19 protein-coding genes and 1 tRNA gene are annotated in these 21380 nt (G+C 61.4%); 11 read left to right on the top strand and 9 right to left on the bottom strand.

Going from position 1 to position 21380, the window contains the following annotated elements; genetic code table 11:
- Positions 1 to 40: 40 nt before the first annotated feature.
- Positions 41 to 616, bottom strand: a complete 576-nt coding sequence (locus tag HGO38_RS19715; protein WP_250957607.1) for a thermonuclease family protein — start codon at positions 614 to 616, stop codon at positions 41 to 43.
- A 123-nt stretch (positions 617 to 739) separates the two neighbouring features.
- Between HGO38_RS19715 and HGO38_RS19710 the strand changes: the two genes are divergently transcribed.
- Positions 740 to 2275 (top strand): sensor histidine kinase, encoded by a 1536-nt coding sequence (locus tag HGO38_RS19710; RefSeq protein ID WP_250957606.1) that lies wholly within the window; start codon positions 740 to 742, stop codon positions 2273 to 2275.
- Between the two features lie 48 nt (positions 2276 to 2323).
- On the opposite strand, the gene HGO38_RS19705 is transcribed toward HGO38_RS19710, so the two are convergent.
- Positions 2324 to 2605: a hypothetical protein gene (locus tag HGO38_RS19705; RefSeq protein WP_250957605.1), complete on the bottom strand. Its 282-nt coding sequence runs from the start codon at positions 2603 to 2605 to the stop codon at positions 2324 to 2326.
- Between the two features lie 160 nt (positions 2606 to 2765).
- On the opposite strand from HGO38_RS19705, the gene HGO38_RS19700 reads away from it, so the two are divergent.
- A tRNA-Asn gene (locus HGO38_RS19700) sits at positions 2766 to 2840 on the top strand.
- 374 nt (positions 2841 to 3214) lie between these two features.
- Here HGO38_RS19700 and HGO38_RS19695 read toward each other — a convergent pair.
- The gene (locus tag HGO38_RS19695) at positions 3215 to 3925 is read right to left on the bottom strand and encodes a hypothetical protein (RefSeq protein WP_250957604.1); all 711 of its coding nucleotides are present in this window, start codon (positions 3923 to 3925) and stop codon (positions 3215 to 3217) included.
- Positions 3926 to 4201: 276 nt separating this feature from the next.
- The gene (locus HGO38_RS19690; protein WP_250957603.1) at positions 4202 to 4537 is read right to left on the bottom strand and encodes a DUF3108 domain-containing protein; all 336 of its coding nucleotides are present in this window, start codon (positions 4535 to 4537) and stop codon (positions 4202 to 4204) included.
- Positions 4538 to 4761: 224 nt separating this feature from the next.
- On the opposite strand from HGO38_RS19690, the gene HGO38_RS19685 reads away from it, so the two are divergent.
- From HGO38_RS19685 to sseA, 4 genes are all read left to right on the top strand, one after another.
- Entirely contained in the window at positions 4762 to 6213 is a 1452-nt protein-coding gene (locus HGO38_RS19685; protein ID WP_250957602.1) for a cryptochrome/photolyase family protein, read from the top strand.
- Positions 6214 to 6355: 142 nt separating this feature from the next.
- Positions 6356 to 7393, top strand: a complete 1038-nt coding sequence (locus HGO38_RS19680) for a cysteine synthase A (protein WP_250957601.1) — start codon at positions 6356 to 6358, stop codon at positions 7391 to 7393.
- A gap of 10 nt (positions 7394 to 7403) precedes the next feature.
- Positions 7404 to 8141, top strand: a complete 738-nt coding sequence (locus HGO38_RS19675; RefSeq protein ID WP_250957600.1) for an alanyl-tRNA editing protein — start codon at positions 7404 to 7406, stop codon at positions 8139 to 8141.
- Positions 8142 to 8164: 23 nt separating this feature from the next.
- Positions 8165 to 9598 (top strand): 3-mercaptopyruvate sulfurtransferase, encoded by a 1434-nt coding sequence (gene sseA, locus HGO38_RS19670; RefSeq protein ID WP_250957599.1) that lies wholly within the window; start codon positions 8165 to 8167, stop codon positions 9596 to 9598.
- A 30-nt stretch (positions 9599 to 9628) separates the two neighbouring features.
- Here sseA and HGO38_RS19665 read toward each other — a convergent pair whose 3' ends face one another.
- Positions 9629 to 10456 carry a DUF4344 domain-containing metallopeptidase gene (locus HGO38_RS19665; RefSeq protein WP_250957598.1) on the bottom strand — a complete coding sequence of 276 codons (828 nt, stop codon included), beginning with the start codon at positions 10454 to 10456 and terminating at the stop codon, positions 9629 to 9631.
- A 166-nt stretch (positions 10457 to 10622) separates the two neighbouring features.
- Between HGO38_RS19665 and HGO38_RS19660 the strand changes: the two genes are divergently transcribed.
- Positions 10623 to 11096 carry a DUF1203 domain-containing protein gene (locus HGO38_RS19660; protein WP_250957597.1) on the top strand — a complete coding sequence of 158 codons (474 nt, stop codon included), beginning with the start codon at positions 10623 to 10625 and terminating at the stop codon, positions 11094 to 11096.
- A 114-nt stretch (positions 11097 to 11210) separates the two neighbouring features.
- Here the strand turns inward: HGO38_RS19660 and ald are convergent, their stop codons facing one another.
- The gene (gene ald, locus HGO38_RS19655; protein ID WP_250957596.1) at positions 11211 to 12329 is read right to left on the bottom strand and encodes an alanine dehydrogenase; all 1119 of its coding nucleotides are present in this window, start codon (positions 12327 to 12329) and stop codon (positions 11211 to 11213) included.
- A 157-nt stretch (positions 12330 to 12486) separates the two neighbouring features.
- Between ald and HGO38_RS19650 the strand changes: the two genes are divergently transcribed.
- The 3 genes from HGO38_RS19650 (at position 12487) to HGO38_RS19640 (ending at position 15516) form a co-directional block, all read left to right on the top strand.
- Complete coding sequence (locus tag HGO38_RS19650) at positions 12487 to 12948, top strand: Lrp/AsnC family transcriptional regulator (RefSeq protein WP_250957595.1); 462 nt, start codon at positions 12487 to 12489, stop codon at positions 12946 to 12948.
- Positions 12949 to 13051: 103 nt separating this feature from the next.
- On the top strand, positions 13052 to 13387 hold the full coding sequence (locus HGO38_RS19645) for a PilZ domain-containing protein (RefSeq protein WP_250957594.1): 336 nt from the start codon (positions 13052 to 13054) through the stop codon (positions 13385 to 13387).
- A 143-nt stretch (positions 13388 to 13530) separates the two neighbouring features.
- A complete protein-coding gene (locus HGO38_RS19640; protein ID WP_250957593.1) occupies positions 13531 to 15516 on the top strand; it encodes a bifunctional 2',3'-cyclic-nucleotide 2'-phosphodiesterase/3'-nucleotidase in 1986 nt (661 codons plus the stop codon).
- 84 nt (positions 15517 to 15600) lie between these two features.
- Here HGO38_RS19640 and HGO38_RS19635 read toward each other — a convergent pair whose 3' ends face one another.
- Positions 15601 to 16560: a LysR family transcriptional regulator gene (locus HGO38_RS19635; RefSeq protein ID WP_250957592.1), complete on the bottom strand. Its 960-nt coding sequence runs from the start codon at positions 16558 to 16560 to the stop codon at positions 15601 to 15603.
- Between the two features lie 134 nt (positions 16561 to 16694).
- On the opposite strand from HGO38_RS19635, the gene HGO38_RS19630 reads away from it, so the two are divergent.
- Positions 16695 to 17309: an FMN-dependent NADH-azoreductase gene (locus HGO38_RS19630; protein WP_250957591.1), complete on the top strand. Its 615-nt coding sequence runs from the start codon at positions 16695 to 16697 to the stop codon at positions 17307 to 17309.
- A gap of 149 nt (positions 17310 to 17458) precedes the next feature.
- Here HGO38_RS19630 and amt read toward each other — a convergent pair whose 3' ends face one another.
- On the bottom strand, positions 17459 to 20584 hold the full coding sequence (amt, locus tag HGO38_RS19625; protein ID WP_250957590.1) for an ammonium transporter: 3126 nt from the start codon (positions 20582 to 20584) through the stop codon (positions 17459 to 17461).
- A gap of 286 nt (positions 20585 to 20870) precedes the next feature.
- Positions 20871 to 21209: an HlyU family transcriptional regulator gene (locus HGO38_RS19620; RefSeq protein ID WP_250957589.1), complete on the bottom strand. Its 339-nt coding sequence runs from the start codon at positions 21207 to 21209 to the stop codon at positions 20871 to 20873.
- Positions 21210 to 21380 lie beyond the last annotated feature (171 nt).

Raw genomic sequence — 21380 nt, 5'->3', positions numbered from 1 at the left:
CGTCACAGTGTTTTATCCCATCGGTCATGCACGCGGTACCTTACCACCGCAGCATACCTTTCAGGATAGAGAGCAATCCCTGGCTTTCCAGCCCCTGCCCGGCCAATCCTTCTTCCGCAAGGCCCTGGCGGCGGCGAAACTCGTCCGGCCGCTCGAAGGCGCCGGACCACAGCCCCGCCTGCCCGTCGCGCGCCATGCGCTCCTCGGCCTGGTAAGCGCCGTAGGCGACGGCCATGCCGGTCAGCACCATCTGCGCATTGATATCCGTTGCTGCGGACCTGCAGACGACCAGAAGGCGGTCGTAGCGATCCCGCGCCGTACCGGAACAGGTGACGGCCGCCGACCCCATCAGCGCCGAAAGGGCCCGGCGGGACGATTGCCCACAGGGCCAGTGGCGGCTCTCGTCCCCGCACAGCTGGGTCAGTTCCGGCGCATCGATGCCGCTCAGCCTCAGGCGCCCGCCGCCCGATGACAGCGTATCGCCATCCACCACGTCGAAGGCACCCGAAACGCGGACCTCGTTGTCCTTGTCGAGCTTGGCGATGATCAGCAGTGCCAGCACGAGCATGGACAGGCCGACCACCGCATCCCGCAGGATCCGGACAAGACGCGTCACAATCCCGCCCTCTTCACCAACAAAACGTGTGGGATCATGGCAAACAAATCCTTGCGTGACAGTATCTTCTTAAGACTTGGCCGATAGGCTTATACATAACTGCGGCAAACATATCATCGGCTTATGAGTAAAGGCGTTTCCACATCTACCGATAAGAACATCGTCGACCGTTCGCGCAGCCATCGCAACAAGGCCGTGTCGAAGGCGGTTCGCGCGACGCGTGAGCGGCTGCAGTCGGGCCAGGCCGGCACCCCGGCCTTTGATCGCGAAATGCTCGGCATGCATCTCAATGCGACGCTGCAGGGTGCAGCGGTCATGCCGATCCTGATCATCCTGGTTGGCGGCATTGCCGCCCATATTACCCGCGATCCGCAATATTATGTCTGGGCGCTGTTTACGCTGAGCATCCATGCCCTGACGATCATGCTGGCCGTGCGGGCCAGCAAAACCGATATGACGCCGCGCGGCACGGTGAAGTGGCGGCGTTTGCTGCTGGCCGGCCAGGCTTGCATGGGTTTCTGCTGGGCGCTGTTCTGCCTGAAGGAATGCCCGGCCTGCGGCTCCGACGCCTTCGTATTCTTCAAGGGCGCTGCCCTGCTGATCGTTCTGTCGGTCACGGCGATGGCCAATCTGATGCTGCGCCAGGCGGTGCTGTTCGGTTTCCTGCCGACGGTGTTGGCGCTGCTGCTGATGGCCGCCAGCACCAGAAACGTGCTGGAGATCGGCTTGACGGCGATGTTCACCACCTCGCTGATCTTCTTCGTCTACATCACCGGCCGGCTCTATCAGTCCAACCTGAAGCTTTTGTCCTACCAGAGCGAAAAGGACGACCTGATCGCCGAGCTGGAAGTGGCCAATTCGCTGTCGGACGAAGCGCGACGCCGCGCCGAGGAGGCCAATATGGCAAAGTCCCGCTTCCTGGCCTCAATGTCCCATGAGCTGCGCACGCCGCTCAACGCCATTCTCGGCTTTTCCGAAGTCATGGCGGGGGAAGTGCTGGGGCCGCTCAACAATCCGCTCTACCGGGAATATTCCGGCGATATCCACCGCTCCGGCCAGCACCTGCTCAACCTGATCAACGAGATTCTCGACCTGTCGCGCATCGAGGCGGGCAAATACGATCTGAACGAAGACGCCATTTTCCTGCTGGAACTGGCCGAGGATTGCATCGGCATGGTGCAATTGCGCGCCAAGGCCAAGAACATCTCGATTTCCGAACAGCTTGAGCCCGATCTGCCGGCGGTCTGGGCCGACGAGAAATCGATGCGCCAGGTGATGCTCAATCTCTTGTCCAATGCGGTCAAATTCACGCCGCAGGGCGGCGAGGTCATGGTCAAGGTCGGCTGGACCGCCGGCGGCGGGCAATATATCTCGATCAAGGACAACGGGCCTGGAATCGACGAGAAGGAAATTCCGGTCGTGCTGTCGGCCTTCGGGCAAGGGTCGATCGCCATCAAGAGCGCCGAACAGGGCACCGGCCTCGGCCTGCCGATCGTCCAGGCCATCCTGGCCAAGCATGGCGGCGAGTTCAAGCTGAAGTCGAAGCTGCGCGAAGGCACCGAGGCGATTGCCATCCTGCCGGCCAAGCGCGTGCTGCAGACCCTGCCGGCCATCGAGGAGACCCAGGCCGTGGAGCCGCGCAAGCGGCATTTCGCCTGAGGCCGCCCCTGCTACCGCCTGCCAGCCGCTGAGAGGCTAGGCGTTTGCCTATCGGCCGGCGCGGTTGACCTGCGGGAAGCGCTTGCGCCACCAGATCCCCATCCTGCGCCGAAAGCGGCGCACGGCGGGAATGTCATGGGACAGGACGAGAAGCCCCAAAGGAATCATCCAGAAGCCGAGGACCGGCAAAAAACCCAGAAAGCCGAAAAACACCAGAAGACTGCCGAGTACGATCCGGGCGATCGGCGAACGGGGAAAGGGCATCTCGAAACGACCGAGCACCAGCTTGCCGCGCTCGGCATCGATGCGATATTTGCGGGGATTTTCCATGCGGATTTCGTTTTCTTCTCTTGTTCGTCTGATCTCTTGGCCTGGGGAAAACATGGGTAGGCGGGGAAAATAAAGCAAGGGCATCACTTTTTTTGAAAAACCGCTTGGCAAATCGCCCAAGCATTTGTATTAGCCCACTCACAGCGCGGCAACGCGGTGTTCCCTGGTAGCTCAGCGGTAGAGCATTCGACTGTTAATCGACAGGTCGCCGGTTCGAATCCGGCCCGGGGAGCCAAATTCACAAGGCCTGCTGAGCAATCAGCGGGCCTTTTGGTTTTTGGATTCAGGGGTTTACTGTGGCGCGGCGCGACCTTTGGCACAAATCAGCGCCAGCTTTGTCACACCCGGACGTGGCGCGGGGTGCACCAAGCTTCGTTTGCCGCCAATCCAGGCAGCAGGCGGTTGGGTGTTGGGCACGTCTCTAAATCAATATCAACCATTTCAAAAAGCTCACGACTCGGTCACACAAATTCCACCCTGCACGGTACGGGTGCGATGGTTGTGAATTCCGCTGTCGGACGGGTCAGGACGCCAATCTTTGGCCCGTCGTGAAGGGCGTTTCCACGCCCTTGACACCCGGCTAGTCCGGATGGCGTGCCCCACATGTGATTAGGGCGATGGTGTCTTGTCCGGTCCAATTACCACCTCATGCTTCGGTCCTCCAAAGGAGGCAAATAGGTGCACAATCACGGTATTGAGATCGCCTCGCTTACGGAAGTAAAATTTGTGGAGCTGAAGCATGGCAAGAGGTTCGTCTTCGACTGGACTGCCCACATAGTTAAAGACGTCATCCCGCCGCCCCATCAGAAGATCGAGTAGTTCCGTGGTATCGAAGACATCAAGCCCGCGTTCAGCGAGTGCGTAGCAGTATGCCATTTTTGCCACGACCATCTCAGATATTCCCATAATCATCGGCATGCTAATTGCGACACGTACGGGAGTGATGTTTTTCTTTCCAAGATGAAGAAGCCCGAGCCGGAGCGATCTTACGCCTAGAGATTTGTCTTCTCCAACAAGCACACCAGCAGGCCCGTGAACAACGTACTGATAAAGTGGCGGGTAGTGCTCAGCCGGCAAAGTGTGCCTAAAGTCAGTTTCCTGCGAAATATCTACGGAGGGCGCATTATATGCAACCTTCGGCATACGCCGCTCGGAAAACCGCCGTCGTTTGCTTTGCTTCAACTCAAGCATATGTCGCACGCCGACAAAGTCGTTCTCCCACGCCTTCTGCTCATAAGTACGATTGGCATAACCGTTGCAGATGGTGCAGGAGGCGGCTTCGAAAACTAATTCTCCGCTTCCCGAAAGGGCGCGGGGCACAATGTGCTCATCTGTTAGGTTCGCTTTCGAACCACAAAAAATGCACTCCCCTGGAGACGGATATCTTTTGCTTATGAGTGTCGTTGACCGTAACACCCTACGTACTCCATCTTCCGCAGACTTAGTGCGCAGCGGTAGAACGACGATGGTACTTTGTCATCACTCACCGTCAGAGATGGGTTTAACTTTTGCTCATAGGCTGCAGCCCACAAGCAAAAAAGGCCCCGGTCAAACCGGAGCCTTCCATGCATTACTCGCCAGCGAAACCCTCAGGCCTCACTCGTGGATGGTATAAGACCCCATTTCGCAGAGGTTCTGGGTGTCTTCGGTGGTGTCGAGGGTGGCGCTGCCTTCGAATTCCATGCGCATGTCATATTCGCAGACGGTGCGGCCGTCGGCGATCGTCAGTTCGATCGTTTCGCCCGGCTCCAGCACCTGTGCGCCAAACACATCGCCTTCCCAATCGTCGACGCCGACCGGCGAGGTGTAGAAATGGGTCAGCGTGGACTTGGTATTGTTCTTCAAGGTGAAGACCAGGTCTTCAGCCTGAGCGATACCGGCGGAAAAAGTGACCATTGCCAAGACGGCGGCAGCGGAAAGAAGGCGGTTCATGTCTACAAATCTCCGGGCCCGAGATTGGGCGAGAAATTTCTTATATTAGCTGTCATAAAGCGCAATCGCCTCGCCTCATTGTCCCAATAATGGTCCGGGCGGAGGGGCTATTTCACGCCGAAATCCGCCCAAAGTCGTAGACGGCGCGATGCAATACTTGATCCGCTCCGGTTTGCGCACCGTATAGAGCCCAACAATCACGCCTGCCAGAAATCGAGTCATCAATGCCAGATGTCGAGAATGCCCCCATCCTCCTGTGGTTTCGAAAAGACCTCAGGCTCGATGACAATCTGGCTCTGTCGGCGGCCGCGGCCACCGGCCGGCCTGTCATCCCCGTCTATCTCCGCGACACGAAGGCGCCGGAGACGGGCGCTCTGGGCGCCGCACAGGCCTGGTGGCTGCATCACGCGCTGACGGCGCTTGGCGCATCGCTCAAAAGCATCGGCAGCCGGCTGGTGCTTCGACGCGGCGACAGTGCCGATGAACTGGCCGAGCTGCTGCGGCAAACTTCCGCCGGCGCGGTTTACTGGAACCGGCGCTACGATCCGGCCGGTATCGCCATCGATACGGCGATCAAGGCCATGCTGGTCGAACAGGGTTTAGAGGTGAAGAGTTTTGCCGGGCAATTGCTGCATGAGCCGTCCCGGGTGAAAACCGGCAGCGGCGGCCCCTACCGGGTTTATACGCCGTTCTGGCGGGCGCTGGAGGCGGGTGGCGAGCCGGCCGAACCGATCGCCGCACCCGACACGCTGCCGGCACCGAGCGACTGGCCGGCAAGCGAGGTGCTGGAGGATTGGTCGCTGCTGCCGAAGCGGCCCGATTGGGCAAGACATTTCTCCGAGGTCTGGACGCCCGGCGAGGCCGGCGCCCTGGCGCGGCTCAGGGATTTCGTCGAAGACGGACTTCAAGGCTACAAGGCCGCGCGGGATTTCCCGGCCAGTCCTTCGACATCGCGGCTGTCGCCGCATCTGGCGCTTGGCGAGATTTCGCCGGCCCGCATCTGGCATGCAACGCGCGGGCTGTCGGACAAGATTGCCGCCGAAGACATCACCCATTTTCGCAAAGAGCTGGTGTGGCGGGGTTTTTCCTATCACCTGCTGTTTCATTTTCCCGATCTGGCGACCAAGAACTGGAACCCCCGCTTCGATGCCTTTCCGTGGAAAGAGGCGCCGGATCTGTTTGAACGCTGGACGCGCGGTCAGACCGGCTATCCGATCGTCGATGCCGGCATGCGGCAACTCTGGCGGCACGGCGTGATGCACAATCGTGTCCGTATGATCGCCGCCTCCTTCCTGATCAAGGACCTGATGATCGACTGGCGCGCCGGCGAGCGCTGGTTTCGCGATACGCTGGTCGATGCCGACCCGGCCTCGAATGCCGCCAGCTGGCAATGGGTGGCGGGTTCTGGCGCCGATGCAGCACCATTTTTCCGGATCTTCAATCCGATCACCCAGGGCGAGAAATTCGACCCGGACGGCGATTATGTGCGGACGTTCGTGCCGGAGCTTGCCGGCCTCGACAATCGCTTTCTCCACAAGCCGTTCGAGGCGCCGTTGACCGAGCTGAACAAGGCCGGCGTGGTGCTGGGCCAGACCTATCCGGCGCCGATCGTCGACCACAAACGAGCCCGCGAGCAGGCACTTTTGGCCTATAAGTCGGTTTCGGGATCGGAGTGACGGGGTGATGCAGCGGAAAACCTGGGCTGCGAGCATGGTTTTTCTGATCGCTGCTGACGGGGGGAATGGGATTTCTTGCCTTCGGATGCTTGCGGCCTGAAAAGACAGGCCCTAACGTCCGCGGAAACAGAAGGCAGATCCCATGGCATTTCACCCCTCCGTTCTCGACGCGATCGGCAATACGCCCCTGATCCGCCTGAAAGGCGCCTCGCAGGCGACCGGATGCACCATTCTCGGCAAGGCCGAATTTCTCAATCCCGGCCAGTCGGTCAAGGATCGCGCCGCTCTGTTCATCATTCGCGATGCGGAGAAACGCGGCCTGCTGCGGCCGGGCGGCGTGATCGTCGAAGGCACGGCCGGCAATACCGGCATCGGCCTGACGCTGGTCGCCAAGGCGCTCGGCTACCGCACCGTCATCGTCATTCCGGAAACCCAGAGCCAGGAAAAGAAGGACGCCCTGCGACTGCTGGGGGCAGAACTGGTCGAGGTGCCGGCGGTTCCCTACAAGAACCCAAACAATTACGTCAAACTGTCCGGCCGGCTGGCGGCCCAGCTTGCCAAATCCGAGCCGAATGGCGCGATCTGGGCCAATCAGTTCGACAATACGGTCAACCGCGATGCCCATATCGCCACGACCGCCCGCGAGATTTTTGACCAGACCGCCGGCGAAGTCGACGGTTTCATCTGCGCCGTCGGCTCCGGCGGCACGCTGGCCGGCGTCGGCATGGGGCTGCGCGCCATGAAGCCCGGCGTCAAGATCGGCCTTGCCGATCCGGACGGGGCGGCCCTCTACGAATTCTACACGAATGGCGAGCTGAAATCCTCGGGCTCGTCGATCACCGAGGGCATCGGCCAGGGCCGCATCACCGCCAATCTCGAAGGCTTTACGCCGGATTTCGCCTATCAGATCCCCGACAGCGAAGCGCTGCCGGTGATCTTCGATCTGGTCGAGAACGAAGGCCTTTGCCTCGGCGGTTCGTCGGGCATCAACATTGCCGGTGCGATCCGCCTGGCGCGCGATCTCGGCCCCGGGCATACGATCGTCACCATCCTCTGCGACTACGGCAATCGCTACCAGTCGAAACTGTTCAACCCGGATTTCCTGGCCTCCAAGGGCCTGCCGAAGCCGGAATGGCTGGCGCATGTGACCGATTACGCCCTGCCCCTCGAGATTGCCTGAGACAGACCCGATGCCGACCAACGCCCTTTACCGCGACGACTTCTACCTGGCGACCTGCGAGGCCGTGGTGACGGCGGTGCATGACGATGGCGGCATCGAACTCGACCAGACCTGCTTTTACGCCACATCCGGCGGCCAGCCCGGCGATACCGGCTTTCTGGAACGGGCCGACGGGGCGAAGATCGCACTCGGCCAGACCCGGCACGGCCAGACCAAGGACATCATCGTGCATGTTCCGCTCGACGGCGAGGTCCTGCCCGCGGTCGGTGAAAAGCTGGTGCTGCATGTCGACTGGGCGCGGCGCTACAGGCTGATGCGCATGCACACCGCCTGCCATCTTCTGTCGGTGGTCTGCTCCTATCCGATCACCGGTGCGGCGGTCGGCGAGGAGGAAAGCCGGGTCGATTTCGACATGTCGGAGACGATCGACAAGGACCAGGTTACCGCCGAGCTAATGAAACTGGTCGAGCAGAACCATCCGATCACGCTGCAATGGATCACCGACGACGAGTTGATCGCCAATCCGGGCATCGTCAAATCGAAGAATGTCCGCCCGCCGATCGGCCTTGGCCGCGTCAGCCTGGTCTGCATCGGCGAGAATTCCGCCGTTGACAGCCAGCCCTGCGGCGGCACACATGTATCCGAGACCCAAGAGGTCGGCGCGATTCACATCGCCAAAATCGAAAAGAAGGGTAAGGAAAACCGGCGGTTCCGCATTCGCTTTGGAGCCCCGGCCGAACCTGCCTGACGCAAGGCCCAAGGGAGAATAGCATGCCAGCGGAAAAAAGCCGTTTTGTCGTATCTGCCGACTGGGTGGAGAAGCAGCTCGGCGCGCCGGAGTTCAAAATCGTCGACGCCTCCTGGTATCTGCCGGCCCACAAGCGCAATGGTGCACTGGAATACGCCGCGGGCCATATTCCCGGCGCTGTGTTCTTCGACCAGGACGCTATTGCCGATCACACGACCAATCTTCCCCACTCCCTGCCCTCGCCGGAATTCTTCGCCGCCGAAATGGGAAAACTGGGGTTGAGCGTCACGGACACGATCGTCGTCCATGACGGCCCCGGTTTCTTTTCGGCGCCACGCGTCTGGTGGATGCTGCGCGTCATGGGCGCTCAGAGCGTCTACATTCTCGAAGGCGGCCTGGACGGCTGGAAGAAGGACGGCCGGCCGTTGCAGACCGACCTGCCGGAGCCGGCCACCACGACATTCGACGTCGCCTTCGACCGCAGCCGCATCACATCCTTTGCCAACATGATGGAGATCGTCGAAGCGGGCACACGGCAGATCGCCGACGCACGGCCGGCAGGCCGCTTTACCGGCGACGAGCCCGAGCCGCGCGAGGGCATGCGCTCAGGCCATATGCCCGGCGCCCGCAGCGTTCCGGCCGGCATTCTCTCCGAAAACGGCCAGCTGAAAGATCTCGCAGCACTGCGCTCGATCTTCAACGCCGCCGAGATCGACCTTTCGAAGCCGGTCGTCACCAGCTGTGGCTCCGGCGTCACCGCCGCGGTCATCACCCTGGCGCTGGAATCGCTCGGCCATCACGACAATACGCTCTATGACGGCTCGTGGTCGGAATGGGGAAGCCGGACGGAGACGCCCGTCGTCACCGGCCCGCCGGACGATGTGGTGCATGCACCGCATGGACCGCTGCAGGCCCATGTCACGCAGCTGGAGATGACGGCAGCGCCCAAGGCGAGCCTGCCGGTGCCGGTCAATATCCAGACGGCGATCATGCGCACGGTCGACATTCCGCTGCCGTTCTACCGCTTCCTGCACCGTCAGGTCGGGGCGCGCTGGCACTGGTATCAGCGGCTGCGGATGAGCGATGCCGAGCTGAAGGCCATCGTCCACAGTCCCAAGGTGTCGATCAGCGTGCTCTACGTGAACGGCGCACCGGCCGGTTTCTACGAATTTGCGCAGGTCAGCGAAGAACTGGTCGAGCTTTCCTATTTCGGGCTGTTCGAACATGCGCTCGGCATGGGGCTTGGCAAATGGTTCCTGCTGCAGGCGCTCTATGCCGCCTGGCAGAGCAATCCGCAGAAGGTCACGGTCACCACCAATACGCTGGATCATCCCCGCGCCCTGCAACTCTACCAGCGCTTCGGCTTCTCGCCGGTCAATACCTATGACGCGCTGGTCGAGCCGGTCTCGGAAGCCGAACTCCTGCAGATGATGCGGCGCGATCGCGCCTCGCTTTGATCTGACCCGCTTCCATCTGATTTGCGACGGCTATTTCTTCTGGTTCTTGAAATAGCCGTCGATCAGGGAGACATGCTGGACCGCCAGCTCGTAGCACAGCGTCAATTGCCGCTCCTGCGGATGCCAGTAGGCGTTGGGTTCGCCACAGCTTTTTGCCGCGAGCGTGATGCCGTCATTGAAGGCGTAGGTGCCTGAAAAACTCTCTGCGACGATCTCCAGCACCTTTGCCTCCTGCAGCACGTCGGCGAACATCTGCAGCGCTTCCTCGCCGGCCGGCTCGTAGCGGATATCGAAGTTTGCGACCTTGCCCTTCCTAGCCAGATGGGGCTCCAGCAGGCTTGCCCAGCTGGCCTTGGTCCGCTCATATTCGACAACGCATTCCTCGCGGCGGGATTGCGGGAAATCCATCGAATCGGCAAACACCTTGAAATACTCGGCATCGGCGCCGGTCATCATGCAGAGAATCTGATAGGCGCGCTGCCGGTCCAGCGCGTGCGTATCGAGGAACTCGCTCTCGACGAAGACCTCCTTGCTGTCATCCAGCAGTAACCAGCCGTCGGCGGCATCCTGGATCGCCTGGTCGAATTCGTCGGTGTCGCTTTCGAGCATCAGGATGGCCGACAGGGCGTCGACGGCGTCCTCCTCGCGACCGAGCACCGGCAGTGCGAATTCCGAGATCAACATATGGCCGGCTTCGTGAAACAGCACGAAGATCGCATTGTTGACGATGAAGGTGCGGGCCTCGGCCGCCTGCTCCGGCGTCGGTCCGTCGCTGTTGCCGACCGCTCCGGCCGGTGCCGCCGACAGCGCTCCCCACAACCCCAGAGCGGCAACCAGTGCGATGATCCGCGTTCTCATGAAAACCCCCGTTTCCCGCCGGCGTCGTGCAAGGCACCGCCAGGTTAGCGGAGCCGCGAGAGGAGATAAAACGCCAAGATTGGGCGAATTCGCTGGGATGCGCAGGTTTCGGGTGGCTTGGGCGATGGCTGCCGGTGACAATGGGGCAGCTTCCAAGGAGAACCCCATGTCCGATATCCGTTTTACCGCCATGCCCACTGAGACCGCAGAGCAATACTGGGACGGCGCACCCGATGCTTATGGCCTGACGCCTGAGCGAAAGATCGCTGCCGGCAGCGGCCTGCCCTGCCGCCATTGCCTGGCCGAGATCGGCGAAGGCGAACATTATCTGGTCCTCGCCTACCGGCCCTTCCCGTCCCTGCAGCCCTATGCCGAGACCGGGCCGATCTTCCTGCATGCCGAGCCCTGCCCGCGCTATGCGGCAACCGAGGTTCCCGCACCGATCCTTGAGACCAGCCCGGACTATATCCTGCGCGGTTACGGTCACGATGACCGGATCGTCTATGGAACGGGCGCCGTGACGCTCACCGAGAATATCGAGACCCGCGCCGCGCACCTGCTGGCGCGCGACGATATCGCCTATGTGCATGTGCGCTCGGCCCGCAACAATTGTTACCAGTGCCGCATCGACCGGGCCTGAGATTGAAATAAAGAGAGCCGGCCAGACGAAGCTGGCCGGCCCTGAACAGACGCATCACCGCATTGTTTTTGGACCTGACTCTACGGGATGCGCCCTGAAAGACTTCACGCCGCGTCAGGCAACGTTCAGGACGCTTTCCGGGCTGAGGGCTTCATAGCCGAGCGCCTCTGCCACCGGCTGGTTGGTGATCCGGCCCTTGTGGACATTGAGACCATTGCGCAGATGGCGATCCTCGGCGATGGCGCGCAGGCCGCGATCGGCGAGCGCCAGGCCATGCACCAGCGTCGCGTTGTTCAGCGCCTGGGTGGAGGTGACCGGCACGGCACCCGGCATATTGGCCACGCAATAATGCACGATGCCGTCGACCTCATAGGTCGGTTCGGAATGGGTCGTGGCATGGGAGGTCTCGAAGCAGCCGCCCTGGTCGATCGCCACGTCGACGATGACGGCGCCCTTCTGCATGCCGGACAGCATTTCGCGGGTGACCAGCTTCGGAGCCGCAGCGCCGGGGATCAGCACGGCACCGATCACCAGGTCGGCGGCAAAGACTTCCCGCTCCAGCGCGTCGATGGTCGAATAGACGGTGTGAACCCGGCCGGCAAAGAGATCGTCGAGCTGGCGCAGGCGCGGCAGCGAGCGGTCGAGGATGGTGACATCGGCGCCAAGGCCGGCGGCCATGCGGGCCGCATGCAGGCCGACGACGCCGCCGCCGATGACCGTGACCTTGGCCGGCAGAACGCCCGGAACGCCACCGAGCAGGATGCCACGGCCGCCATAGGCCTTCTGCAGCGCCGTCGCGCCGGCCTGGATGGCCAGGCGGCCGGCGACTTCCGACATCGGCGCCAGCAGCGGCAAGCCGCCGCGCTCGTCGGTGACGGTTTCATAGGCGATGGCGGTCACGCCGCTCTCCAAAAGGCCCCTGGTCTGTTCCGGATCGGGGGCGAGGTGCAAATAGGTATAGAGGATCTGGCCGTCGCGCAGCTGCGCCCATTCGGACGGCTGCGGTTCCTTGACCTTGACCACCATGTCGGACTTGGCAAAGACATCCCTCGCGGTCGCGGCAATCTTCGCGCCGGCAGCCCTATAGGCGCCATCGTCCGCGCCGATGCCGGCTCCCGCTCCCGTCTCGATCAGAACCTCATGGCCATGGGCCACATATTCCCGGACGGCGCCGGGCGTCAGCCCAACACGATATTCATGGTTTTTGATTTCCTTCGGGCAACCGACACGCATTTAGCGTTCCTCTCACGTTTGAATGGCTTTCGCCGTCTTTTTCCACCTGCGAAAAGAAACCAGAATTTGCGCCGAATGTCCTTGCGAAGAGCGATTGCAGAACCGCCGATTTTCGACGATCATTGCGCTTATTCTCCAGTTTTCGAAGGTTCCACGCATGGCGCAGCCCGATACCATTGATCTTGCCATCATGAAGACATTGCAGGCTGAGGGCCGGATCTCCAATGCGGAGCTTGCCGAACGGGTCGGGCTGTCGGCCTCGGCCTGTTCACGGCGGCTCGATATCCTGGAGCGGACCGGTGTGATCAGCGGCTATCACGCGCGGCTCTCCCACAAGGCGCTGGACTACAAGATGATGGTGATCGTCCACATCTCGCTGTCGGGGCAGTTCGCCAAGACCCTGACGGAATTCGAGGCGGCGGTGAAACTCTGTCCCAATGTTCTCGTCTGTTACCTGATGTCGGGCGAATACGATTACATCCTGCGGGTCGCCGCCAAGGATCTGGAGGATTACGAGCGCATCCACCGGGACTGGCTTTCGGCCCTGCCCCATGTCGTCAAGATCAATTCCAGCTTCGCGCTGCGCGAAATCATCGACCGGCCGAATGTCGGGCTTTGAAATGCACCGGTCATTGCAAATTGAGTGAATCGTTTCAGCTGCTTGCAACCAATGCCTCATAGACTTGTCACATTCGGAGACAGGTCTTTTGAGGGGAGCGATGATGCAAAGCAATTTGAAGATGGATGGCCGAAAAGTGCAGCGCAACCGCTGCCGCATCGACAGCACCGTCAAATACCTCAACCAGCAGGCTGTCGGCCGCGTCCTGAACGTGTCGCGGACGGGCATCGCTGTCGAGCTCAGCGGCAGGTTCCATGCGGCGACCGGTAGCAATATCGTCATCGAAAATGACGATATCGGCCTGATCGAGGGCACCGTGCGCTGGCGCCGCGACGGCAGGCTCGGCATCCAGATCAAGCAGACCAGCAATTCACTGGCGCAGATGTCAGCCTATTTCCGACACTTCCATCGAGAGGTCCGGCCGGTTCTCTGCCGATAGGCGGATCAGATCGGGACAATTCCTCGCCATTGCGGGCAGCGCGTGCCGCTCAACATCATACCCTTGTCATTTTCCGGATGCACATCTTCGCAATTGGCCTTATCTCTGTTCGCCATTAGGCCAGCTTTACGTAGGAGATTGCCATGTCGCTGATAGACCTGCACCCCATTTCCCGTCGCTCTCTTCTGACCGGCTTCGCCGCGACTTCGGCTCTTGTCGTCCTGCATCCCTTCGCCGCCCGCGCCAATGCCGCCCAGGCCCATCTGCGGCTGATGGAAACCACCGATATCCACGTCAATGTGATGCCCTACGACTACTATGCCGACAAGCCCAATGACACGATGGGTCTGGCGCGCACCGCAAGCCTGATCGACGCCATCCGCGCCGAGGCCGGCAACTCCCTGCTGATCGACAATGGCGACCTGCTGCAGGGCAATCCGATGGGCGATTACATGGCCTACAAGAAGGGCATGAAGGCCGGCGACCTGCACCCCATCATCAAGGCGATGAACGTGCTCGGCTACGATTGCGGCACGCTCGGCAACCACGAATTCAACTACGGCCTGGACTTCATGTTCAACACGCTGGGCGGCGCGCAGTTTCCGATCGTCTGTGCCAACCTGACCAAAGGCGAACTGGCGGAAGACGCCAAGCAGGACCAGCTGTTTTTCAAGCCTTATGTCATTCTCGACAGGATGATCAAGGACGGCGCCGGCAACGAGAACCCGATCAAGATCGGCTTCATCGGTTTCGTGCCGCCGCAGGTCATGCTGTGGGACGCCAAGAATCTCGAAGGCCGGGCGCAGACCCGTGATATCGTTGCCGCGGCCCGCGCCTGGGTGCCGGTCATGAAGGAGCAAGGCGCCGATATCATCGTGGCGCTCTCCCATTCCGGCATTGACGGCCACGGCCAGACCGACCGTATGGAAAACGCCTCGCTCTATCTCGCCGGAGTCGAGGGCATCGATGCGGTCTTCACCGGCCACCAGCATCTGGTCTTCCCCGGCCCGAAGAGTTTTGACGACGTGCCCGGCGCCGATCCGGTCAAGGGCACGCTGCTCGGCAAGCCGGCTGTCATGGCCGGCTTCTGGGGCTCGCATATGGGCCTCATCGACCTTTTGATCGAAAAGGACGGCCAGAGCTGGAAGATCGTCGACTTCACCTGCGAGGCGCGACCGATCTATCACCGCGACGAGAACCGCAAGATCGTCGCCGACACCGCCGACAAGCCGGAGGTGGTGGCTTCGGTCGCCGAGGAGCACCAGGCGACGCTCGACTATGTCCGCACGCCGGTCGGCAAGACCTCGGCGCCGCTCTACTCCTATTTTGCGCTGGTGGCCGACGATCCGTCGGTGCAGATCGTGTCCAACGCGCAGACCTGGTACCTGCGCGACATGCTGAAGGAGACAGAGTACAAGGATCTGCCGATCCTCTCGGCAGCGGCGCCCTTCAAGGCAGGCGGCCGTGGCGGCGCCGACTTTTATACCGATGTGGCGGCGGGTGACATTGCCATCAAGAATGTCGCCGATCTCTACCTCTATCCCAATACCGTGCAGGCCGTGCTGATCACCGGAGAGCAGGTCAAGAACTGGCTGGAAATGTCGGCCGGCATGTTCAACCAGGTGGCGGCCGGCGCCAAGGACGTGCCGCTGCTGAACCCGGATTTCCCATCCTACAATTTCGACGTCATCGATGGCGTGACCTACCAGATCGACCTGTCGGTTCCGGCGAAATACGACAAGGACGGAAAGGCCGTCAATCCGGAATCAAGCCGTATCAAGAAGCTCAGCGTCTTCGGCCAGCCCATTGATCCCTCACAGCGTTTCGTCGTGGCGACCAACAATTACCGGGCTGGCGGCGGCGGTAAATTCCCCGAGATTGCCAGCGACAAGGTGATCTTCGTGGCACCCGATACCAATCGCGACGTGATCGTGCGCTACATCATCGATCAGGGCACGATCAATCCGTCGGCTGACGACAACTGGAGCTTTGCGCCGGTCGACGGCGCCACGGCGATTTTCGAGACCGGCCCGAAGGCCCGCGCGTTCATCGGCGATGTGAAGGGCGCCAAGATCGAGGATGCCGGCGATGGTGCCGATGGCTTTGCCAAGTTCCGGCTGCTGCTGTAGACTCCAGTCTACCGATTTCTTAGCGAACCCGCGGCCACCAGGCTGCGGGTTCTCTATTTCCGACTCCCATTTGCCTGAATCGATTCAAGCCCGTAGCGCCAGATCCTGGCGAACTGAATCAAGCACTTCACCCGGAAAATGAGCCGGACAGGAGGACAGTTTCTGGCGGAAGGCCTCGATCAGCCAGGCAGCCGCCGGTCCTGGCGGCGATGCCGTCTTGCGGATCGCGTAGATCGAGTAATGGCCCTGCTCATAGGCCTCCAGATTGAGATGAACCAGGCGACCCGACAGGATGTCGTCGTGGATGACGGAGGCCGGCAAGCCGCCCCAGCCGAGCCCGCCGCGGATCAGATGATGCTTGGTGGCGATATCGCTGACCCGCCAGGTCTTGTAGGACAGCACGTTGAAATCGCGTCCCGTGGTCAGGTCCGATGCATCGGTGACCACGAGCTGGACTTCCTCCCGAACGTCGGCCAGCGTCAGCGGTCCGGCGATCTGCGCCAGCGGGTGGGTGGCTGCGGCCACCGGCAGCAGGAAATTATGGCCGATCCGCTCGACCTGCAACGAATCGTCCTGCCGCATCAGGGCACCACCAATGCCGATCGACGAGCGTCCGGTCATAACCAGTTCCATGATCCGGCCGAGTTCACCGACATCGAGGCGCAGGGCCACCGATGGAAATGTATTGCGGAATTCCTTGAGCACGGCGACCATGGCTTCGGTCGGCACCATGACGCTGATCGCGACCGACACTTCCGCCTCCAGGCCCTGCTTCATGCTGGTGGCGCGTGCCCGCATGACCTGCAGGTCGCCGACGATGCGCCTTGCATCCGCCAGCATCGCCTTGCCGGCATCGGTCAGTTTCGGCTGCCGCGCGCCATTGCGCTCGAACAGCGACACGTCGAGCTGCGCCTCCAGATTGCCGATCGTGTAGCTGATCACCGACTGGGCCCGGTTGAGCATGCGGGCGGCGGCGGAAAAGCTGCCGGCATCGGCCACGGCGAGAAAGACCTGCAACTGGTCGAGGGTCGGATTGGCGTCCATGTCTTATCCAATATTTCGATAGCTCCAATCGACATTATCATGGTTTTTTCGATGGCAGCAACGGCCTATCTGTCGGACCACAGCGGCGAGGTTCTCCCTGCCCGGCCGCTGAGCCAACACGATAAGGAACTGCCATGTCCTCCATTCTTCTGATCACTTCGAGCCCGCGCGGCGCCGAATCCCAGTCCAGCAGCGTTGCCACCGACCTTGCCGAAAAGCTGAAGGCGCAGACCGGCGCGCAGATCGTGCATCGCGACCTGGCCGCCCATCCGCTCTCCCATATGGACGGCACCTTCACCGCCGCCATCCGCAAGCCGGCGGCCGATCGTACGCCGGCCGAAGCCGAAGCCGCGGTTGTCTCCGATCAACTGGTCCAGGAACTGCTGGCCGCCGATACGCTGGTGATCGGCACCGGCCTGATCAACTTCAACATCTATTCGGCGCTGAAGACCTGGATCGACCATGTGGCCCGTGCCGGCCTCACCTTCAAATACACCGAATCCGGTCCGGTCGGCCTTGTGACCGGCAAGAAGGCTTATGTGGTGCTGGCCTCCGGCGGCGTTTATTCCAGCGGTCCCGCCGTCCCGATGAACCATGCCGTTCCTTACCTGAAAACGGTTCTCGGCTTCATGGGCATCACCGACGTCGAGACCATCTATGTCGAAGGCCTGGCCTATGGTCCGGAAGCCGCCGAAAAGGCGATTGCGGCGGCCCGCGCAAAAGCTGCCGAACTGGCCCAGGCTGCCTGAACACCAGAGTTTGCATGAAGACAGGATCCGGTCGCGACAGCGGCCGGATTTTTTATTGCCGTGGGGTCAAGGACAAGACGAGCCGGGATCAGCTGCGGTCTTCGTGCATGCGGCCGGCGGCAATCGAGCTCTGTGGGGCCTAAGCGCGCCTATGCTTTCGTCCGTCGCGCCGGTGGCGGCATTGCCCTGCGCGCCGCAACGCCTGGCATGCCTTTGAGCTGGACGGCAACGGCCGGGTCGATCTCCCGCAGAATGCTGCGCGCCGGCACGGGTCTTCCCAGGAGATAGCCCTGCAACTCGTCGCATCCCGACTGCGTCAGGAACAGCGCCTGCTCGATCGTCTCGACACCCTCGGCGACGACCTTCATACCGAGCCCTGCCCCCAGATCGATGATGGTCCGGACAATCGTTGCGGCATTGTCCTCGACACCCAGACTGCTGACAAAACCCTGGTCGATCTTGATGGCATCGAACGGGTAGTGGCTGAGGTAACTCAACGACGAGTAGCCTGTGCCGAAATCGTCCAGGGCGATGCGGAAGCCGGATTTCTTCAGTGCCACCAGGATATCCAGGGCCCGCTTGTCGTTGTCGATCAGGACACTTTCGGTGATTTCGAGTTCCAGCCGCGACGCATCGATGCCGGACCGCTGAACGATAGCCCTCAGATTATGCAGGAAATCGGGATGGCGAAACTGCACCGTGCTGACATTGACGCTGAGGTGACCCTCGGCCACCTCATCCTGCAGGAGCCGACAGGCTTGTTTGACGACCCATTCGCCGATGGCGATGATCTTGCCGGAGGCTTCCGCAACCGGGATGAACTCAGCTGGCCCGACAATACCGCGCTCGGGATGGTGCCAGCGGATCAGTGCCTCATAGGAGACGATCTGTGCGGTGGCGGCCTGGATGCGCGGCTGCAGATACAGTTCGAACTCGTCGCGCTGCAGCGCCTGCTCCATGTCGGCTTCCAGCGCCCGCCGCTTCTCGATCAACTCGTTCATGCCGGGGCGGAAGATCTGCCAGGTGTTGCGGCCGGAATTCTTGGCCTGATACAGGGCGACATCGGCGCGGTTGATCAGTTCCTCAGACGTAGAGGCATGTTCCGGGCAGAGAGCCGCACCGACGCTGATGCCGCATTTGATCGTCTCGCCCCGCCCCGTCTCGAAGGGCTTGCGGAACGCCGCGATCAGACGCCGGCTGAAATCCTCGATCTGCGCCTCGAAGAAGGCGTTGGACAGGATAACGGCAAATTCGTCGCCGCCGAGACGCGCGGCGAAGTCTTGGCGTCCGAGAGAGGCCGTCAACCGCCGGGCGGTTTCGCGGATCACCGCGTCGCCGGCCGGATGACCGTAGATATCATTGATATCCTTGAAGTGATCGAGATCGACGAGGATGACGGCGCAGCCCCAGCCGGCATTGGCCCGGTCGACGCTTGCGGCGAGATGCTCGGCAAACAGCGTCCGGTTGGCAAGGCCCGTCAGCGGATCGTGCAAGGCGAGATGCCGGATATGCTGCTCGGCTTCCCGGCGCTCGCGCAGGTCGACGAGGCAGCCGACCCGCATCGTCTTGCCGCGGTAGACGATATCGCGACCGCGGGTCTCGACCGGGATCTGTTCCCCGCCCTGCGTCCGCACCGACAGCTCGAAGGTCGTATCCACGCCGCTGTGCGACTGCTCCTGTAGCACCGCGCCATCGTCCGGCGATAGAAAGTCGTAAATCGACCGCCCGACCAGGGCTGTCAGCGGCAATCCCACGAGTCTCGCCAGTTGCTCGTTGCCGTCGACGATGATGCCGTCATGATACATGACGATCGCTTCGAAGGTGGCGTTGGCGATGGTTGCCACTCGCTCTGCCTCTTCGTCGTCGCGGCGCTTGGCCGTAAGCTCGCCACGGTTCTTTTCTTCCGCTTCGATATTGTCCATCAGGCGGTTGAACAGGCCGGTGAGTTTTTCCGCCTCGTCGCCGCTGACAACCGGCAGTCGATGGGTCAGATCGGCCGTGCCGTTGACCAGTCCCGAGAGAGCGTCCTCGACATGGCCGACACCGAGCCTTGTCGCGTGCTCGGCGACGTTCAGCCCCACCTCTTCATCTTCGACGGACACCCGCACCGTCATGACGCGATCGAGAAGCCAGAAGAAGGCATAGCCGAGACCGAAGGCCCAGTAGAAGTTCAAGAGCGAGCCGAAGGCCTGGATGTAGAATTGCGCAAACCGTCCGCCGGCCGGCAGCGTCTCGACCGGCGCCAGAAAGGCCAGCGCCAGCGTACCCGCCACGCCGGCAAAGGCATGAACGCCAATCGCGCCGACCGCATCATCGATCTTCAGCTTCTGCTCGACGAACTCGTTGCCGTAAATGGCCACCACGGCACCCAAGGCGCCGATGATCAGGGCGCCGGACGGGTCCAGCACATGGCAGCCGGCAGTGACGGCCACCAGGCCGCCCAGCATGCCGCACAGCGCCTTTTCCGGCAACACGAAACCATCGCGGAAATAGCCGAGCACATAGCCGACACAGGTGGCCATGCCGCCGGCCAGAACCGTATTCAGGATGATCGGCGCGACATCGGCGGATGCCTTTGCCGTCGAGCCGCCGTTGAAGCCGATCCAGCCGATGAACAGCAACAGGGCACCAGTCGTGGACAGGACAGGATTATGGCCGGCGATCCGCACGACATTGCCGTTTTCGTCGAAGCGCCCCATACGCGGGCCGATGACCATGCAGGCGGCCAGCGAAATCCAGCCGCCGGTGGCATGAACGACTGTCGAGCCGGCGAAATCGACAAAGCCGAGATTGGCCAGGAAAGCACTCGAATTGGGCGTGAGCGCGGAGCCCCAGGCCCAGTGCACGAAGACCGGGTAGATGATGCCCGACAGAAACAGCGAACCGAATACATAGGCCGCCAGCTTCATCCGCTCGGCAACCGCACCGGACACGATCGTTGCCGCCGTTCCGCAGAACATCACCTGGAAGACGAAGAAGCCGCTTTCCCAGGTGGTCAGATCGTGCAGGAAATAGAGGTCACTTTCGATCCCGACGATGAAGCCGTCGGACGCTCCAAAGGCGATCATGAAACCGATGCCGGCAAAGGCCACAACGCCAAAGACAAAATCCAGCAAGTTCTTCTGGGCGACATTGATGGAATTCTTGGAGCGCACCATGCCGGCTTCGAGCAGCAGAAAACCGACCTGCATCATCATGACCAAACCGGCTGCGACCAGGATCCAGACGAGATCGAGATTGCCGGCGACCGTGGCGGCAGAGGTATCAGCGGCCATCGCAGCCGGCGGCAGAGCGCAGAATGCGACTGCCGCTCCCAGAAATCTCGACAGATGGCTGTTCACAAATAGCGAAAACCTGAATTTCACCCGCACATCCCGAACCAAGCTTTAAGGCCATATGATCGGCAATCACTTAAAATTGAGTGATCATTTGACGTGCTTTTTAAGGTAAAAGAGGCCACCGCGGGACACGGAATAATTCAATCTTTTCAAGCAGAAAGAGTGTATTTTGGCGCTGCACCATCATGACGTGCAAAAAGAGCATGCGGCACCCTTGCGCCGCTCAGGCGGAACGCGACTTCGCGCCGTCCGAAAACAGCGAAGCGCCGTTCTGGTCGATGATCTGGCGGGCCTTGCGAAAGGTGCCATCCAGTGCATCGTCGGCTGAGGAGAAGACGTCGGCGCGGATGAACACCCGCTCCAGGGTTTCGCCCTCGACGACCTTCTCGATGCGTCCGGCCAGCCGGAACTGGTTTCCCTCGCGGATCGGCTCGGCAAAAATCGTGCAGTCGCCATGAACCTGCGGCTCGGCGGCAAGCTTTGCCACAGAACCAGCCTTGGCGGTGCCCGACTTGGGTGCACCGGAAAACATAGAAATGATATTCGACAGAAACGAAGCCATGCGGTGTGCCTAGCATATCTGTCCGGCGCACTGAAGTCCCCGTTTCATCGAAATGCCCGATTTCCACGGGGCATCGATATCTTGCCCTATCGCGGCAATGGCCGTCGCGTTACGTTGGCACGGATTTGAGACGAATGCGGAACACTGCCGACGATCCTGGCTCCGGGGAGA

Origin of the sequence: Rhizobium sp. CG5 (assembly GCF_023701945.1) — a bacterium.
Classification (GTDB): domain Bacteria; phylum Pseudomonadota; class Alphaproteobacteria; order Rhizobiales; family Rhizobiaceae; genus Allorhizobium.
This window is presented reverse-complemented; position numbering and strand designations above follow the sequence as displayed.